Origin of the sequence: Meiothermus sp., from assembly GCF_037443965.1 — a bacterium.
GTDB lineage: Bacteria > Deinococcota > Deinococci > Deinococcales > Thermaceae > Meiothermus.
In genome coordinates this window covers 1-16,343 of sequence record NZ_JBBINI010000004.1, presented here as the reverse complement: position 1 = coordinate 16,343, position 16,343 = coordinate 1, and the positions used below count along the sequence as shown (strand labels likewise).

The 16,343-nt window shown below is 61.2% G+C and carries 14 protein-coding genes; 8 read left to right on the top strand and 6 right to left on the bottom strand.

Annotated elements, in window-relative coordinates; translation table 11 throughout:
- Positions 1-27: 27 nt before the first annotated feature.
- The 4 genes from WKI89_RS03195 to WKI89_RS03180 all read left to right on the top strand — a co-directional run bounded on the left by WKI89_RS03195 (position 28) and on the right by WKI89_RS03180 (position 6,661).
- On the top strand, positions 28-630 hold the full coding sequence (locus WKI89_RS03195) for a hypothetical protein (protein WP_337867782.1): 603 nt from the start codon (positions 28-30) through the stop codon (positions 628-630).
- A gap of 76 nt (positions 631-706) precedes the next feature.
- Entirely contained in the window at positions 707-3,646 is a 2,940-nt protein-coding gene (gene uvrA, locus WKI89_RS03190; protein ID WP_337867781.1) for an excinuclease ABC subunit UvrA, read from the top strand.
- Between the two features lie 317 nt (positions 3,647-3,963).
- Positions 3,964-4,308: a hypothetical protein gene (locus tag WKI89_RS03185; RefSeq protein ID WP_337867780.1), complete on the top strand. Its 345-nt coding sequence runs from the start codon at positions 3,964-3,966 to the stop codon at positions 4,306-4,308.
- Position 4,309: 1 nt separating this feature from the next.
- Positions 4,310-6,661: a hypothetical protein gene (locus tag WKI89_RS03180; protein ID WP_337867779.1), complete on the top strand. Its 2,352-nt coding sequence runs from the start codon at positions 4,310-4,312 to the stop codon at positions 6,659-6,661.
- A 354-nt stretch (positions 6,662-7,015) separates the two neighbouring features.
- Here WKI89_RS03180 and WKI89_RS03175 read toward each other — a convergent pair whose 3' ends face one another.
- The 4 genes from WKI89_RS03175 to WKI89_RS03160 all read right to left on the bottom strand — a co-directional run bounded on the left by WKI89_RS03175 (position 7,016) and on the right by WKI89_RS03160 (position 11,665).
- Positions 7,016-7,636, bottom strand: coding sequence for a deoxynucleoside kinase (locus WKI89_RS03175; RefSeq protein WP_337867778.1), 621 nt, complete (start codon positions 7,634-7,636; stop codon positions 7,016-7,018).
- A gap of 64 nt (positions 7,637-7,700) precedes the next feature.
- Positions 7,701-8,354 (bottom strand): deoxynucleoside kinase, encoded by a 654-nt coding sequence (locus tag WKI89_RS03170; protein WP_337867777.1) that lies wholly within the window; start codon positions 8,352-8,354, stop codon positions 7,701-7,703.
- Positions 8,355-8,446: 92 nt separating this feature from the next.
- Positions 8,447-9,505, bottom strand: coding sequence for a trypsin-like peptidase domain-containing protein (locus WKI89_RS03165; RefSeq protein ID WP_337867919.1), 1,059 nt, complete (start codon positions 9,503-9,505; stop codon positions 8,447-8,449).
- Positions 9,506-9,823: 318 nt separating this feature from the next.
- Positions 9,824-11,665, bottom strand: a complete 1,842-nt coding sequence (locus WKI89_RS03160) for an arginine--tRNA ligase (protein WP_337867776.1) — start codon at positions 11,663-11,665, stop codon at positions 9,824-9,826.
- A 206-nt stretch (positions 11,666-11,871) separates the two neighbouring features.
- Between WKI89_RS03160 and WKI89_RS03155 the strand changes: the two genes are divergently transcribed.
- The 3 genes from WKI89_RS03155 (at position 11,872) to WKI89_RS03145 (ending at position 13,961) form a co-directional block, all read left to right on the top strand.
- Positions 11,872-12,993: a M20 family metallopeptidase gene (locus WKI89_RS03155; RefSeq protein WP_337867918.1), complete on the top strand. Its 1,122-nt coding sequence runs from the start codon at positions 11,872-11,874 to the stop codon at positions 12,991-12,993.
- Positions 12,994-13,062: 69 nt separating this feature from the next.
- Complete coding sequence (locus WKI89_RS03150) at positions 13,063-13,551, top strand: YbaK/EbsC family protein (protein WP_337867775.1); 489 nt, start codon at positions 13,063-13,065, stop codon at positions 13,549-13,551.
- Between the two features lie 122 nt (positions 13,552-13,673).
- Positions 13,674-13,961, top strand: a complete 288-nt coding sequence (locus WKI89_RS03145) for a hypothetical protein (RefSeq protein WP_337867774.1) — start codon at positions 13,674-13,676, stop codon at positions 13,959-13,961.
- A 134-nt stretch (positions 13,962-14,095) separates the two neighbouring features.
- Here the strand turns inward: WKI89_RS03145 and WKI89_RS03140 are convergent, their stop codons facing one another.
- Positions 14,096-14,668 (bottom strand): NYN domain-containing protein, encoded by a 573-nt coding sequence (locus WKI89_RS03140; protein ID WP_337867773.1) that lies wholly within the window; start codon positions 14,666-14,668, stop codon positions 14,096-14,098.
- A gap of 205 nt (positions 14,669-14,873) precedes the next feature.
- Here WKI89_RS03140 and WKI89_RS03135 point away from each other — a divergent pair, with 205 nt between their 5' ends.
- On the top strand, positions 14,874-15,053 hold the full coding sequence (locus WKI89_RS03135; protein ID WP_337867772.1) for a hypothetical protein: 180 nt from the start codon (positions 14,874-14,876) through the stop codon (positions 15,051-15,053).
- Between the two features lie 94 nt (positions 15,054-15,147).
- On the opposite strand, the gene WKI89_RS03130 is transcribed toward WKI89_RS03135, so the two are convergent.
- Positions 15,148-16,176, bottom strand: coding sequence for a zinc-binding dehydrogenase (locus WKI89_RS03130; protein WP_337867771.1), 1,029 nt, complete (start codon positions 16,174-16,176; stop codon positions 15,148-15,150).
- Positions 16,177-16,343: the final 167 nt, after the last annotated feature.

The following is a 16,343-nucleotide window of genomic DNA, read 5'->3' as shown; positions in this document are numbered from 1 at the left end:
GAGGCCACCGCCGCATAAACTGCAAGGGTGCGGCTGGTTTGGTTGCTCCTAATCTTAGCGGGTGGAACCTTCTGGTTCATCCGGGATGTGCAGGCTCGCCTTGTAGCCCGTCCACCGGGGGTGCTGGCCCCCCACGCGCCCTTTCAGGCCCAACTGACCCCCGAAAGCGAGGTGCGCCTGGAAAAACCGGGTTACCAGTTCAAACCGGTGGCTTACTTCGAAATTGAAGCCAGGGTGCTGTCCAAACGCCTCTACCGCTACGATGCCGCCGCCGCCATCTCCCCGGTAGACCTGGCCCTGGGTTGGGGCCGTATGTCCGATACGGCGGTGATCCGCAAACTTAGCATCCGCCAGTCGGATCGCTTTTATTTTTACGCCTGGCGCCAAGACCCCCCCATCCCGGTTGGCGAGATTGTCGCCAACAGCGCCAATATGCACCTGATTCCCGCCAACGCCAGCCTCGAGCAGCGTCTCCGGCGCGTTAAGCCTGGCAATATCGTGCATATCAAAGGTTTTCTGGTCAACGTGACCGGCCCCAACGGCTTTTTCTGGCGCACCTCCACCGTTCGCGCCGACACCGGCAACGGGGCCTGCGAGATTGTCTGGGTGGCCGACCTGATGGTGCGATAAAACCTCAATCATACACCATTTGCGGCGTGTGGCTATGTTATTTACATAAGCCAAGGGCCGGTGTTATACTCCACGGATGGACAGGATTATCGTCCGCGGGGCTAAAGAGCACAACCTGAAGAACATTACCGTTGAACTGCCCCGGGGGCAGTTCATCGTCATTACGGGGGTCTCGGGCTCGGGCAAGAGCACCCTGGCCTTCGATACCATCTATGCCGAGGGGCAGCGGCGGTATGTGGAGTCGCTGTCGTCGTATGCACGGCAGTTTTTGGGGGTGATGGAAAAGCCCGATGTGGAGAGCATCGAAGGGCTTTCGCCGGCCATCTCCATTGACCAGAAAACCACCTCGCACAACCCGCGCTCCACGGTGGGCACCGTGACCGAGGTGCACGATTACCTGCGCCTGCTGTTTGCCCGTGTGGGTACGGCCTACTGCCCGCACTGCGGGCGGCCCATCGAGCGGCAGTCGGCCACGGAGATCACCGACCGGTTGTTCAAGCAGCCCGAGGGCACCAAGGCCATCCTGATGGCCCCGGTGGTGCGGGGGCGCAAGGGCGAGTACCGCAAGGAGTTCTTGCAACTCCAGAAAGAGGGCTATGCGCGTGTTCGCGTAGACGGGGTGATTTACACCATCGAGGAGGCCCTGGGCCTGAAGCTGGAGAAGTACGAGAAACACGACATTGACCTGGTGGTAGACCGGGTGGTCTTGAAGCCGGAGGAGCGCGCGCGCATTGCCGAGTCGGTGGAGCTGGCGCTGTTACGGGGCGAGGGGCTGATGCGGGTGCTCTACCCCGACAGCGGCGCCGAGGAGCTTTTCTCGGAGAAGTTCGCCTGCCCGGAGCACGGGAGCGTGCTCGAGGAGTTGGAGCCCCGCATCTTCTCCTTCAACGCGCCCTACGGGGCCTGCCCGGACTGCTCGGGCCTGGGGTACAACCAGGTCTTCGACCCCGAGCTGATTGTGAACCCCGAGCTTTCGCTGGCCGAAGGGGCCATCATCCCCTGGAGCAAGGGCCGCGACAACGGCAAGGGCTACCTGTGGGATCGGCTACGGGCGCTCTCGGAGCACCTGGGCTTCGACATGAAAACCCCCTTCAAGCAGCTCTCGCCAGAGGCCCAGCAGGCGGTGTTGCACGGCCTGCCCGAGCCCTTCGAGGTGGTGTTCCGGCGCAACGGGCGCGAGACCATGCGCTTTATGGTGAGCTACGAGGGGGTAATCCCCTGGCTGGAGAACCGCTACCACGAGACCGAGTCGGAAGGGTTGCGCGAGGCCCTGGAAGCCTACATGACCCTCAAGGCCTGTCCGGCCTGCGGCGGTACGCGCTACAAGCGCGAGGTGCTCTCGGTGCGGGTGGGGCAGTTCAACATTGCCGAGGTTTCCAACCTGCCAGTGCGCGAGGCCAAGCTGTTTTTCCAGGCGGTAGCCCACAACAATATTGTGCAGGAAGGGGAAAAACTCGAGCCCTTCCGCATTCATCTAGACAATATGGCCGAACCTGTCGAGAAACGCAATCTCAACGAGTTTCAGGTACAGGTAGCGGCCCCCATCTGGCGCGAGATATACAGCCGGTTGGGTTTTTTAGAAGATGTGGGTCTGGACTACCTAACCCTCGACCGTGCGGCCAACACCCTCTCGGGCGGCGAGGCCCAGCGCATTCGCCTAGCCACCCAGGTGGGCTCGGGCCTGACCGGGGTGCTTTATGTGCTGGACGAGCCTTCGATTGGCTTGCACCCCCGCGACAACCAGCGCTTGCTGGGCACCCTCAAGAAGCTGCGCGACCTGGGCAACACCCTCTTGGTGGTGGAGCACGACGAAGAGACCATGCGCGAGGCCGACTGGATTGTGGACATGGGGCCGGGCGCTGGCGTACACGGTGGGCACGTGGTAGCTGAAGGTACCCTCGACCAAATCATTGCCCACCCCGAAAGCCTAACCGGAGCCTATCTCAAAGGCACCAAGCACATCCCGGTACCTAAGACCCGGCGTAAGGGCAACGGTAAATCGCTGCTGGTCAAAGGGGCCCGCGAGCACAACCTCAAAAACGTCAACCTCAAAATCCCCCTGGGTAAGTTCGTGACCATTACCGGACCGTCGGGGTCGGGCAAGTCTACCCTTGTCCACGACATCCTCTACTCGGCGCTGGCTCGAGACCTGATGCGGGCCAAGGCCATTCCGGGGCGCTTTGAGGGCCTCGAGGGCCTCGAGCACCTCGACAAGGTGATCGAGATTGACCAGTCGCCCATCGGGCGCACCCCCCGCTCCAACCCGGCCACCTACACCGGCATCTTCGACGAGATCCGCGACCTCTTCTCCAAAACCCCCGAGGCCCGCAAGCGCGGCTACGAGGCCGGGCGCTTCAGCTTCAACGTCAAGGGCGGGCGGTGCGAGGCCTGCAGCGGCGACGGCACCAAGAAGATCGAGATGCTCTTTCTGCCCGACCTGTACGTGCAGTGCGAGGTCTGCAAGGGCAAGCGCTACAACAAGGAGACCCTCGAGGTCAAACTCCGGGGCAAAAACATCGCCGATGTGCTGGACATGACGGTGGAGGAGGCCCTGGGCTTTTTCGAGAACATCCCCACCATTGCCCGCAAACTGCAACTGATGGTGGATGTGGGCCTGGGCTACATGAAGCTGGGCCAGCCCTCGCCCACCCTCTCGGGCGGCGAGGCCCAGCGCATCAAGCTCTCCACCGAGCTGGGCCGCCGCTCCACCGGGCGCACCCTCTACATCCTGGACGAGCCCACCACCGGCCTGCACTTCGAGGACACTGCCAAACTGCTCAACGTGCTGCACCGCCTGGTGGATGGTGGCAACACCGTGGTGGTGATCGAGCACAACATGGATGTGGTCAAGACCGCTGACTGGGTGATTGACCTGGGGCCCGAGGGCGGTGCGCGGGGCGGCCAGATTGTGGCCGAAGGCACCCCCGAGGACGTGGCCCAGACCCAAAGCCCCACCGGGCACTTCCTGGCCCGCATCCCCGAGATTGGGCAGAAGGTGGGGGTGGCAGCCGACTAGGGTGGTTTTCGAATAAATCGCACAACTGATGGCTTGGGAAACCGTCGCTGGGTCACGTGGCCTCGAGCGCCGCTGCACCTAAGCCGTTCTGCCCAATTGCAATCTGTATGGCTCAGCAACACCTGCTACTGCACGGAAGGATGCTGCACAAAGCTCAGCAACACCTACTACCGCACCGGAGCGTAAGCGTGGGCACCGCGATAAAATAACGCTGGTGTAACGGAAGCCCTGCTACCCTTGTGAAGCCTGCATAGTCCTGCTTAACCCTGGCCTTACCGGGAGTCGTTGTCTTCATGCAAGCCGAACAGGAGTAGCGTATGGCAAAGACCAAATCTCAGAAGAGCGGGCAGAGTCATTTCGATCAGTCCATTGCCCAACTCAGCCCCAGCCTGCAACGCGAGATGCGGGAACTCCGCAAACAGGAAGCCAAGATTCTAAAGCTATTGAGCGATCCCCACAAGGCCGAGCAGTATCTATCCCATCCACTGCAAATGCTGCAAGCTGGAGGAATTCAGGTGCCTACCTTGCTCAAGCGGCGTCTGCAGCAGTTCGACCCCAACCTGGCACAGCACTTGAGCCGTCAGACTTATGCCTTGCCCAATGGCCAGACCGTCACCGCCCACATCCGGGTGCGCTTCACCCAGGGGCCCAAGGAGGGTTGAGATGCCAGGTAATCAAACCCAACGCTTCGATGCCGTGATGGAGTTTACCGAGCAAAGTGTGAACGATGTGATCTCCACTTTTTTCGACTCGGGCGGCCTGCTGTCCAGTTTCTTGAATGCAGTGGGGCTGGGCTCGGCCGAGGGGGCTTTTTCGCTGGATATGCTTTTTGATCGGCCCAGCGATGTGCCCTTGCCTGGTGGGGCCAGCAACATAATTGACCTGCGCTTTGATATTGGCCCGGATGGAAGCCTGGGGCAGCTGCGGGCGGTGGCAGGGCTCCGCGTGAACCGCACCACCTCCAACGACTTTGATATTGCCGAGGTAGATTTCCGCAACCAGCTGCACTTTACAGGATTTACCGCTGGTAGCATTTCAATTCCACTATTGCCCAATTTGTTTGCCAACTTCTTGCGCAACCAGGTAGGGGCTATCCCGCTCTTTCCGGTTCCGGTCAAACGTACTGCTACCGACCCGGCAGATTTGCCTACCCGAGGAGATATTCGCATTATTGACGACACCTCTGCTGCCGATCGCGATGCGCTGGCGATCATGCTGACTTTTGCCGGAGGTAGTGTAGGCAATGCGGCGAGCCTACAGCACTTTATCAACCCCGGCGACACCGGGGCCATTGCCATTTTCTTTCGCTGGCTGGCCCGCATCCTCAGACCCAGGGTGGCCAGTGCGCTCCAAACCGACCAGGCCAACTTTGACATCGGCGACGATTTTCTGCGGCTCAACCGCACCATCCAGGTTTCCGGGGGCGGCGAAACCGCCGACCTGACCAAACTCGAGCTGCGCCTGCGGAATGGTTTCATCGAACTGAAGGGCGAAATTGCCAAGTCGGGCTTTTGCTACGATGCTACCGGCAAGATTGCAGGCCGCATCCGGGCCGAGGTGGTGGGTGGCGAACTGGTGTTCAAGGCCGAGATTGATGACCCCGATGTGGATATTGATATCCCCTGGTATTGCTGGCTGGGGGCAGCCGTGATCGGGGCCATCGCCGGTGGGTTGGTGGGGGTGCTGGTGGGGGCCGTGGTGGGCGCAGTGGGTGGAGCCGTGGTGGGGGGTGTGGTGGGCGGTGTCGTGGTGGGAGGCATTGTGGGGGCCATCCTGATCGGCATCCTGGTACCGGTGCTGCTGGCCATCGCCGAAAATGTGATCGAAACAACGGTGGAGGGCATTGCTGGAAACCTAGCCGACAAGCTCCGACAAGACCTCCAGGTTCCCGCCATTGGCCTGAACCTGATCTTTCAGCGGGTTTTTATTGATGATGTGGCTATCAACTTTGATGCTAGGCCCATCGAAAAAGTACCGATTCGGGCCTCGGGGGTGCTCGAGGTGCGCAACGGGCAGTTGATTGACCTCGACAACGGCCAGGTGGGTTCGGAAAGCATGGGCAGCGCCGATCTGGAGTGGCGTGGCAGTGGCTTTGGTCGTCAGCTTCGCACCCGTTGTGGAGCGCGGTTGGCCCGCACCGGCCTTCAAGATTTTGCTGGGATTTTGCGCTGGAAACTGTACCCCCTTCACTATGCGGATGCCACAGTTCCCTTGTACGAATTAGCCATCCCGCTGCCCTTCCCCGACCTGCCCTTTTTGCCGGAGTCGCAAAAATACCTCGAGACCCGCCTGGTCTATGCCCTCAAGACCGCCGAGGGTCGTTACAGCGTGGTACAGGTTAGCGAGGTTTTCGATGACCGCATCCGCTTGCGCTACAAAACCTACGAAAAACTCATGCCCTCGGTGCAACTCTCCGGTGAGTTTGCCTGCGATGGCTGGCAGCTCCCCGAGGTGGTAACTGACCTGGAAAACATCCGCTTCGAAGCGACCCCACGCGCCAATCTGCGTTTTCAGCCCTCCAAGGTCCCTCACCCAGCCCTGGCACGGCTGGGGCGCTGGAGAAGAACGGTGATTCGCCAGACCTCCCGAACCGGCCATTTCCGGGCTACAGTAGAGAACTTTAGCGGAACCCTTCGTTACCACTGGCACGTGGCTGGAACCGACCTGCTGAAAAAACAGGGTACCGTGGATATAGGTAGCCATAAAGCTACCTACCAGATAGACCAGGATAACCTGATCTTGACCCTGCAAGCCCAGAAATTACCCAGAGCGCTGGAATTCTTGGTCAAGGTGACGGTGAACGACCAGGCCGGTAATGCCATCAGCGCCTCCAAATGCGTCAAGTTCGCGCCGTTTTGCAAAAGCGAGGTTGGCGTGATTCCAGTGTTTGATTTGCAGGTGGACACTTTCCATCAGCACTTCTCGGTAGTGCGGCTACCCTTGGCAATCCTCGAGCCAACTGTGGAACCCATAGTCAAACAACCTTCCAAGACCGCCAGCCGTAAGCGGAAATAGAGTGCTTTTCAAAAAAGCCTGAACTCTGCCATGATAGGGGGTTCGCGTATGGATTCCACTCCTCTACGTCCTCTACGGTGCGCGAACCGCCCCCTCGGTGAAGTTTTCGACTGCAGATACCCGGTGCTATACCAACTCTGCGCGTGAAGGACGCTAAACACATCCTCGTCGCAGTTCCCGCAATTATGCCATATGCCATGTGGTGTAATTTACCCAGTTGAACAAAAAACGTTGCACTGGGTATTTGTAGGAACCGTGACCGTACCCAAATACCTGTCACGTCGGGGGCAGTGAAGCCAGTCACGATCGCTGTTTCGGCAATAAGAGCTTGGACACGTTCTTATCAAAACAGCTTCATACCAGCGGTGTGCTCAGGCCGTAGGCCTCGAGCATCCGGTACATCAGCTCGCGGGTCTCTTCGTCGTCGGCGTAGTTGACGCTGTCGCTGGAAATTACCAGCACCGGCGAGAGGTCGTAGGCCCCAATCCAGGCCTCGTAGAGGCGGTTGAGCGAGGCCAGGTAGGTGGGGGGGATGCGCTGCTCGTAGTCCCGCCCCCGGCGGGCGATGTGGGCCTGCAGGGTCTCGACCGAGGCCCGCACGTAGATGAGCAGGTCGGGCCTGCGCAGGGCGGGTGCAATGCCCTCGTAGAGGGCCAGGTAGGTCTGCCAGTCGCGCTCGGCCAGGTGGCCCGAGACCCGCAGGTTCTGGGCGAAAATAAAGGCGTCCTCGTAGATAGTGCGGTCCTGCACCACGTGCTGGGCAGGGTTGATCTGCTCGAGGTGCTGCCGGAGCCGCTCGGCCAGAAAAAACACCTGCGAGTGAAACGACCAGCGCCCCATGTCGGAATAAAAGTCGGCCAGGTAGGGGTTCTCGTCCACGGTCTCGTAGACCGGCAAAAGCCCGTAGCGTTCGGCTAGCAATCCGGTCAGGGTAGACTTGCCGGAGCCAATATTGCCTGCAATAGCGATGTACATAGCAGTCTGGCGTCAATGTTCGGGCTCGAGAGCTGAGGGTTGACGGGCCTTGGACAGGCTACCGTCAGAGGGGCGATTCTAGCTTGCGGATGGTATCGAGACCTTCTTCGCTGTTAGGCGTTGCGATTCTCAGCCGTTCCTGCACGCGCCGTACCACCCAGTCGCGGTCGGCCTCGCGCTCGGCAAAGTTGAACTCCTGGGTGTCGAGGATCCAGAGCGGGTGGGGGTAGGTGGCAAAATGGCGCTCGTAGAACTCGTGGAGGCGGGCCAGGTACTCCGGCTCCATCTGCTTCTCGAAGACCCGCCCCCGCCGGCGAATGCGTTCCAGAATCACCGGCAAGGGTGCCCGCAGGTAGAGGGTCAGATCGGGGGTGGGAATCTTGGGCGATAGGTTCCGGTAGAGGTCGTTGTACAAGTCCCACTCGGGCCCGGAGAGGTTCATGGCCGCGAAAATGGCGTCCTTGTCGAAGAGGTAGTCGGCCACCACCCCACCGGCAAACAGGCTGGGCTGGGCCAGGGGCAGCAGTTGCTTGTACCTCGAGAGCAAGAAGAAGACCTGCACCTTGAAGCCATAGCGGACGGGGTCTTGATAAAACATCGGTAAAAAGGGGTTATCCTCCACTACCTCATGTAAACTCTCGACCCCCAGCCGCTGGGCCAGCAGCTTGGCCAGAGTGGTCTTACCCACCCCAATCACACCCTCAATGGCTACATACATCTGCTTAAGGCTAAGAGCTAAAGTCCCAAAGCGGAAGTCTTGACAAGCGGGGGCAGAAGCCTTTTCCCCGCCCAGGCGGTCGGCACGATGGATTAGCGCCGGGCGATCATGGTCACGGCCACATCCAGCCGCCGTCCGTTGCGCCAGATGGTCAAATTCACCCGGTCGCCGGGGCGGTAGCGGGCGATGGTCTGGGTGACCTCGCTGGCGTTGCGCATGGTGCGGCCACCCACAGCCAGGATGATATCGCCCAGACTAACCAGCTTGCCGCGCTGGTCGCGCTGGGCCGGGCGCAGTCCGGCACGGGCTGCCGGGGAGCCGGGCTGCACCTTTTCGATCATGGCCCCGCGGGTGGAGAGCAGGCCCACCCGCCCCAGCAGGATGGGGTCGAGCTCCCCCAGGTCGAGCAAGGTGGCCCCCAGGTTGCCGCGCTGTGGGACGCCGAAGCGCTCGAGGTCGTTCACGCTCTGCCGCACCAGGTCGCCCGGAATGGCCACCCCCACCCCACCCACGCCGCTCAGGTCGCCCAGGGTGGCGTTGGCCACCCCCACCACCCGGCCCTGCAAATCGAGCACCGGGCCACCGGAGTTGCCCTGCACGATGCGGGCATCGGTAAAGAGCAGGTCGCCAATTTCCGCGCCAATCTCGGGGTCGAGGTCGTTTTTCTCGGCCGAAGTGGGGCCAATGCCAGCCAGGATGCCATAAGACGACAAATTGCGCTGCCCGAAAGGGCTGCCAATAACCACCAACCCCATCCCAACGGGCAGGTTTTGTGAGCTGCCAAACGAGAGCTGGGCCGGGGCGGTCACGCCCTGCACGGTCAGGATGGCGATGTCAATGCCCTTGTCCACCGCAAACACCTGGGCCGGAAAGGTGCGTCCGTCGAACAGCTCCACGCTGATGTCGCGCAGATCCTGCACCACGTGGTAGTTGGTGATGATGCGGCTGGGGGCATAAAAAAAGCCGGAGCCGTTGGTGGGGCCCTCGTTGCCGGTCTGGGGGTCGCGCAGGATGCCAAAAATCTTGACCACTGCCGGTAAAGCCCGGCGAATCACCTCCACTCGAGCCACCTCCTCGGGGGTGGTGAGGCGGGGGGCCTGGGCCAGGGCCGGGGTCAGGGCCAGCAGGATTAGAAGGGCAACCGTGCGCATCATCAGCAAACCGTTCTCATTCTCATACGCCAAGGGTGAGTAATCAATAGCGGTTCCCAAGGAAGCCCGAAAAGTGAGGTTCTATCCCTCTGCAACGGGTTTTTGTTGTACAAAAAGCCCCTTTTGGGTGTTCAAGAAACCTTAATCTGCTCTAAGTTGCGCCCCATCTGGTTTCAGAAAACCGTCGAACGAGCCCCTACGAGGCTCCTGGAGGCGCGCTGAATACCCCATGGGAAGTGGCTCTTTGCAGCAACGGCGTTTTCCCGTTCAAACACGCATTTCGCCCGGGATGGAGGTAAGTTCAGCCTGACCGAACCCCTACATCACCTCAGGGGCCTGCAAACCGAGCAGTTCCAAGCCCTGCTTGAGGGTATGGCGCAGGGCTTTTACCAGCTCCAGCCGCACCCCCCGCAAGCCTTCGGGTGCGGTCAGCACCGGGGTGGCGGGCTTTCCATCGGGGGTTTTGGCGTTGTAGAAGCTGCTCCAGGCGGCGGCCAGTTCCAGCAGATACTGGGCCAGGAGGTGGGGGGCCTTGTTGCGGGCGGCGTCTTGCACAACCTCCGGGAAGCGCAGAATGGCCTTGGAAAGCGCTATTTCGTGGGGGGTGGCCTGGGTAAAGTCGGGCTCTTCCTGCAAAACACCCTGCTCTTCGGCTTTGCGCAGAATCGAGCCGGCGCGGGCATAGGCGTACTGGACGTAGGGGCCGGTATCGCCCTCGAAGCTCAGGGCCTGGTCGTAGCGGAAATCAATCTGCTTTTTGGCCTCGGTCTTGAGCATGGCAAAGCGCACCGCCCCTACGCCTATTTGCTCGGCAGCCTCCTGGGGGTTGGGGTGATCGGGGTTTTTCTCGGCAATCACTGCCAGAACGCGCTTCACGGCCTCGTCCATCACCTCGTCCACCGAGACCACAATGCCCTTGCGCCCCGACATCTGCTTGCCCTCGAGCAGCACGGTCTCGTAGGCCAGGTGGAAGCATCCCTCGGCCAGGTCGTGGCGGCCCTCGACCTCGAGTGAAGCCTGTACCACCCGCAGCGCGTGGCTCTGCCGGGCGTCCACCACGTTGATGGTCTCGCTGGCCGCGCCAAACGGCATGGGGGTGCCCTCGGGGTGGGTGCTGTAAAGTTCCTTTCCACTAGGCTGGGTATCGTAGTACCGGAACTTGATGCCCTCCAGGAGGCCCATCTTCCAGAACTGCAAGGCGATGTCCTTGGCGGTGTAGGTGCTGGTTCCGTTGGAGCGAATCAGCACCAGGTAGGGGTCCTCGAGGCCCGGAATAAAGGCGCTGGTGTCCATTACCAAGGCCCCGGCATACTTACCCTCGGTAGGCCGCGAGACGTAAGGGGAGCCTTCCAGGGCCTGCATGGCCTTGCCCAGCAGTCCCTCGCGAACGATGTCCGACTCCCATACCAAAGCGTCGTACTCGGCCCCCAGACGGTACATGGTCTGGAGCTGGGCCCGCAGGATTTTGTCCACCTCGCCGCGCAGCTCGCCCGCCTCCAGCCGGTGCAGCGTCGCCTGCACGCCCTGCTCAATCAGGGCCTTCTTCTGGGGGTCTTCCATCTCACGGTGCAGCCGCACGTAGGCATCGCCGACCCAGTGATCGTACTTACCGGACCCCTCGGAGCTGCCCAGGCCGAAGTACTCGAGCGCGTACAGGCTCTCCGCCGCCTGCCGCCCGGTGTCGTCTATGTAGTTCATCACCTCGACCCTGCGCCCGGCGAAGCGCAGGATGCGGGCCAGCGAGTCGCCCAGGCAGATGTTGCGCAGGTGGCCCACGTGCAGCTCTTTGTTGGGGTTGACCGAGGTGTGCTCCAAAAGCACCTTGCCCCCGGCAGGGGGGAAGGGCTGCACGGGCTGAACGGCCGTCTGCACTACGAAGGCGGGGTCCAACTCGAAGTTGAGATAACCCCCTACCACAAAGGTGCGCCGAACCCAGGCGGGCAGCGGAATGTTTTGCAGCAGGTCGGCAGCAATCTGGGGCGGTGCCCTGCGCAGGGTGCGGGCCAGGCCCATGGCAACCGGGGTGCCGTAATCGCCTTCCTTGCCCGGCGGGGTCTCCTGCACGATGATTTCAGGTATCTCGCTGAGGCCCAGGGCGGCCAGGGCCTGGGCAATGGCTTCCTTGAGCTGGGTTTTGAGGTCGAGGCGCGGTTCTAGCACCGCAATAGGATAGCAGAACCGCAGGGCTGTTTTGAGCCATAGCCTCCTGGCGCGATAGTATTGGGGCTGTGATGCCGTTTCCGCTTGAATCCTTCACCGCCATGCGCAGCCAGAGATGAAGGATTCAAGCCGACCGAAGGGAGTAGAAAAGCATTTTGGTGGTATCGTTTAGACTTGTCAAAGTGAACGATACTACCGAAATGCGTATGAAACCCCTCGAGCACCTCCAACCCCAACTGCCGGCGATTCTCAAGGACCTCGAGGCCATCGTCACCCTCGAGGCCCCCTCCTACGACCTTGCGGGCCTCGACCGGGTAGCCCGGTGGATTGCCCAGCACTTCAGCCCTTTTGGCCCCCTGGAACGCGAGGAGACCCCCAATGGCCCCCTCCTCCGCGTTTCGCTGCAGGGTTCGGGCCGGAAGGTACTGGTGCTGTGCCACTTCGATACGGTGCATCCGGTCGGGGCTTTCAAGGAGCCCTGGAAGGTCGAGGGTGACCGGGCCTATGGCCCCGGCATCTACGACATGAAGGGCAACATTGTGCAACTGCTGTGGGCTTTGCGCACCAACCAGGCCCTGGGGCTTGGCCGGCCGCAATTGGAGCTGCTCTTCACCCCCGACGAAGAAGTGGGCTCCATGGCCAGCCGCCCGGCCATTGAGAGCGCAGCCCTGCGCAGCGACCTGGTGCTGGTGCTGGAAGCCCCGATGGGCAATGGCGACCTCAAGGTAGCCCGCAAGGGGGTGGGCCAGTACCGGCTCACCGCCCACGGCAAGCCCGCCCACCAGGGGGTAGAGCCCGAGAAGGGCATCAATGCCATTGTCGAGCTGGCCCATCAGATTCCCAAAATTGTGGCGATGCAGGACTGGGACAAGGGCACCACCTTAGGGCCCAACGTCATCAAGGGCGGTACCACCAGCAATGTGGTGGCGGCCCTGGCCACGGTGGACATAGATGTCCGGGTCTGGACGATGGCCGAAGCCGAGCGGGTAGAGCGCGAAATCAGGGCGCTGCAGCCGGTGCTGCCAGGAGCCACCCTCTCGGTGGAGGGCGGCCTGAACCGACCCCCCATGGAACCCACCCCGGCCTCTACCAAACTCTTCGAGATGGCCCAGCGCATCGGCGCGGAGGTGGGGCTGCAGCTTGGCCCTGGGCGGGTGGGCGGTGGTTCGGACGGTAACTTTACCGCGGCCCTGGGCATCCCTACCCTGGACGGCCTGGGCTTGTTTGGCGAGGCCGCCCACCAGCTCACCGAGAACGTATACATCCCACAGATTCCGGCCCGTATTGCCCTGCTTTGTGGAATCCTGGACGAACTATCCAGGGGTTAAGGCCCCCTGTTTCCTGAGTTTATCTCTCAGGCAAGCCAGTTTCGCTACGCCAAGGTCGGGGAGAATTCGATGCTAAGTCCCAGTGCCCAAAAAGTACAGGATGCCTTGAACGAACGGGGGTTTGCTCACCTGCAGGTGCTCGAGCTCTCGGCTTCGACCCGCACCGCCCAGGAAGCCGCCGATGCGGTCGGTTGCACGGTAGGCCAGATTGTCAAATCGCTGATTTTTCGCGGAGCTACCAGCGGGCAACCCTACTTGCTGCTGGTCTCGGGGGTCAACCGGGTGGATGTTCACAAGGTGGAGGAAAGCCTGGGCGAGCAGCTCATCAAGCCCGATGCCGAGTATGTGCGTACCATCACTGGTTTCGCTATTGGGGGTGTGCCCCCGCTGGGCCATGCCCAGCACCTAGAGGCGCTGATTGATCCCGATCTATTGCAGTATGAGCGCATCTACGCCGCTGCCGGAACCCCTTTTGCAGTATTTGAACTTTCCCCCAATGAGCTGCTGGCCCTGACCCAGGGCCGCATTGTGCAGCTTGCCCAGGGGAAGGCGGGGTAATACCGGTTCCGCTTGAACCCTGCACCTTTGGGTGTAATCAAAGCTGAGGTGTTCAAGCCGACCGAAGGGAGGAGAAACGCGTATAAAGCCAGGACGGGTATGCGGTGCGATAAGCTAAGGGTATGTTTGGTTGGTTCAGCAAACCGGATGAACACGTCCAGCGCGAGGGGGATAGCGCTTTTCGGGTACGGGTTCGCACAGCGCGCAGCGGCGATATTGTGGAGTTGCGCATCACCAAGGGCAACGAAATCTCGGCCTCCGACGAGGGCGGGTACTATGTGCGCAAGACGATTGTATCTTCGGAGCACCTAGACCGGGCCGTGCTGGAGATCTGGTTCGACAACGCCTACCGGCCCAAGCGCAAAGTGGTGGAAGGGGGCGAGCTCGTCCCCATCAAGGAGTGGACGTAGCCCCTGCCCATCGAAGCCAACCCTCACCGGGCAGCGATTATTTGTGGGAATGGTTGTGGGGGATGGCGTCTTGGTAGCCCAATGAAAAGACCCCTGCCCTGGGGCAAGGGTCTATTTTGAACGAGCCTAGGCGGCTACTGTAGCTCGTCCTCGAGGTTCTCCATCAGCCGCCGCGCGACGCCGGGCTGTTCTTCGGAGCTAAAGCTTTCCTCGCTGACGCTGGGATAGGCGCGCCGTCCGCCTCCGGTGCGCTCGAGCTGGGATTGCAGCTCGCGAAGGTCGAGGTAGCGGTCGCTCTGGTTGCGCAGCTCGAGGTCGGTTAGTTCGGGCACACCCAGTAGATGAATCTCCTTGCCCTGGGCCCGCAAGGCCGAAAGGGTATGGGCCAGGTCGCCGGAGCCACTGGCCACCACGGCCCGTTCCCAACGGGGCGCGGTGATGAGCAAATCGGTGGCGATCATGGCCTCGAAACGGGGGTCGCCGTGGGCTTCGCGGCTGCGCACGGTGTAGCCCATAAACACCAGGGCATCCAGAAATTTTTGCTGACGCTCATCGTTGCTGTCGGTGACGGGCACGTAATAGAAGGCGTTGTAGAGGTCTTCGGGTGTGGAGAAAACCCCAATGGCCTTCCGGTGATCAATGTTCCACCCCAAACGCTTGGCCGCATCGTACATGTAGGAGCCGTCAATAAACAAAGCCGTTTTCATCGTTTCTGTCTCTCTTCCTATTTAGCGGAGGGGTTATCCGCTACGCTAGATGTGTATGGTACATCTAGACGACCCAATCTACTACATCGGTCCCTTAGAGCGACCGTTGCTTGTTCAGACAGGGCCACCCCTAGCTCTGCTCTTTACATCATGCGACATTGCGCGGCAATTTCCAAGCGCTGTAACGGATTTGGCTGGCCTCGAGGTGCAAAAAACCCAGGACTGGCGGGAAAAAGAAGAGCTTTTCAAGGCCCTGCTGTGGCAGGGTGTCGAGGTCTATTTACTGAATCCCCACCCATGCAAACCCCTGCAAGCTACGCGCCATTCGGTACGGGCCGCGCTGATTTACATACAAAGCCACAAAAACCAGACCGCCTGTCTGTGAGGTCGCAAAGCGCAGCCTGAGCAAATGGTTGGGGCCAGCGTTAAGCAAACTGGGTACAAGACTGTGAATAAAACTTGACCCAATTTCCAAAGCGCTAAACCTCTAAAACCACCTTGCCAAATACCTGGCGCCCCTCCAGCAGCCGGTGTCCCTCGGCGGCCTGGGCCAGCGGTAGGGTTGCTCCCACAACCGGCTTTAGCTTCCCCTCGCCGATCCATTTCAAAATGGGGAAGAGGCGGCTTTTGGAGGCCATGGTGGAGCCAAAGATGGAAAGCTGGCGGTAAAAGATGTGCGAAAGCGGGGTGGTGGCCTCGTAACCCGAAGAAGCCCCTACCAGACTGATGCGCCCACCCCAGGCTGTGGCCTTGATGACCCCTTCCCAGTACTCTGCTCCGGTGTGATCTACCACGGCATCGGCTCCCTTGCCCCCGGTGAGCCTGCGCACCTCCTTGAACCAGTCGGGGTGGGTGTAGTTGACCGTTTCATCTGCCCCCAGGGCGCGGGCTTTGGCCAGCTTGGCTTCGCTGCTGGCGGTGGCAATCACCCGTGCCCCGTAGAGCTTGGCAATCTGAATAGCCGCCACCGAAACCCCCGACCCCGCAGCCATCACCAGCACGTCCTCGCCGGGCCTGACCTGGAGCTTATCCACCACCATCTGCCAGGCCGTCAGGAAGGTGAGCGGTATCGAGGCGGCCTCGGCCCAGCCCAGCGCGGCGGGTTTGGGCACTACGTTGGCAGATGGAACCGTAACCAGTTCGGCATACCCCCCCCAGCGATGCTCTCCCAGAATCTGGTACTGCGGACAGAGGTTGTCCCGGCCCTCGAGGCAGCGCTCGCACCGGCCACAGGAGACCCCAGGGTTGAGTACCACGGCATCGCCCAGACGGAGCCCCTCCACACCGGCCCCCACCGATTCCACCACCCCGGCAATGTCGCAACCCAGGATGTGGGGAAGGGGTAGTTTGGGGCTGGCAACCCCCTTACGTACCCAGACATCGAGGTGGTTGAGGGCAACCGCCTTGACCGCTACCCGCACCTGTGCGGCTTCCACCGAGGGCGCTGGCATCTCACCGTAACGCAAAACCTCAGGGCCGCCCCTGGACTCCATCCACACGGCTTGCATAGGGGCGATTGTGCCATTGGGGGCTACAGACCGTCAAATCCCTTCGTGTGCTACTTGACCTACCCCAGGGGATGTAAAAAAGAGGGGGTGCTATGGAAACCCACAGAGAGCACCCCCTGTACTATCTTGACGCAGAAACCCTCCTGGTGGCTACCTACGTCTGGGTG

Excerpts from the sequence above, each read along its gene's own strand:
- uvrA (WP_337867781.1), top strand. The coding sequence starts at position 707 with ATGGACAGGATTATCGTCCGCGGGGCTAAAGAGCACAACCTGAAGAAC.
- WKI89_RS03185 (WP_337867780.1), top strand. The coding sequence starts at position 3,964 with ATGGCAAAGACCAAATCTCAGAAGAGCGGGCAGAGTCATTTCGATCAG.
- WKI89_RS03180 (WP_337867779.1), top strand. The coding sequence starts at position 4,310 with ATGCCAGGTAATCAAACCCAACGCTTCGATGCCGTGATGGAGTTTACC.
- WKI89_RS03175 (WP_337867778.1), bottom strand. The coding sequence starts at position 7,636 with ATGTACATCGCTATTGCAGGCAATATTGGCTCCGGCAAGTCTACCCTG.
- WKI89_RS03170 (WP_337867777.1), bottom strand. The coding sequence starts at position 8,354 with ATGTATGTAGCCATTGAGGGTGTGATTGGGGTGGGTAAGACCACTCTG.
- WKI89_RS03165 (WP_337867919.1), bottom strand. The coding sequence starts at position 9,505 with ATGCGCACGGTTGCCCTTCTAATCCTGCTGGCCCTGACCCCGGCCCTG.
- WKI89_RS03155 (WP_337867918.1), top strand. The coding sequence starts at position 11,872 with ATGAAACCCCTCGAGCACCTCCAACCCCAACTGCCGGCGATTCTCAAG.
- WKI89_RS03150 (WP_337867775.1), top strand. The coding sequence starts at position 13,063 with ATGCTAAGTCCCAGTGCCCAAAAAGTACAGGATGCCTTGAACGAACGG.
- WKI89_RS03145 (WP_337867774.1), top strand. The coding sequence starts at position 13,674 with ATGTTTGGTTGGTTCAGCAAACCGGATGAACACGTCCAGCGCGAGGGG.
- WKI89_RS03140 (WP_337867773.1), bottom strand. The coding sequence starts at position 14,668 with ATGAAAACGGCTTTGTTTATTGACGGCTCCTACATGTACGATGCGGCC.
- WKI89_RS03130 (WP_337867771.1), bottom strand. The coding sequence starts at position 16,176 with ATGCAAGCCGTGTGGATGGAGTCCAGGGGCGGCCCTGAGGTTTTGCGT.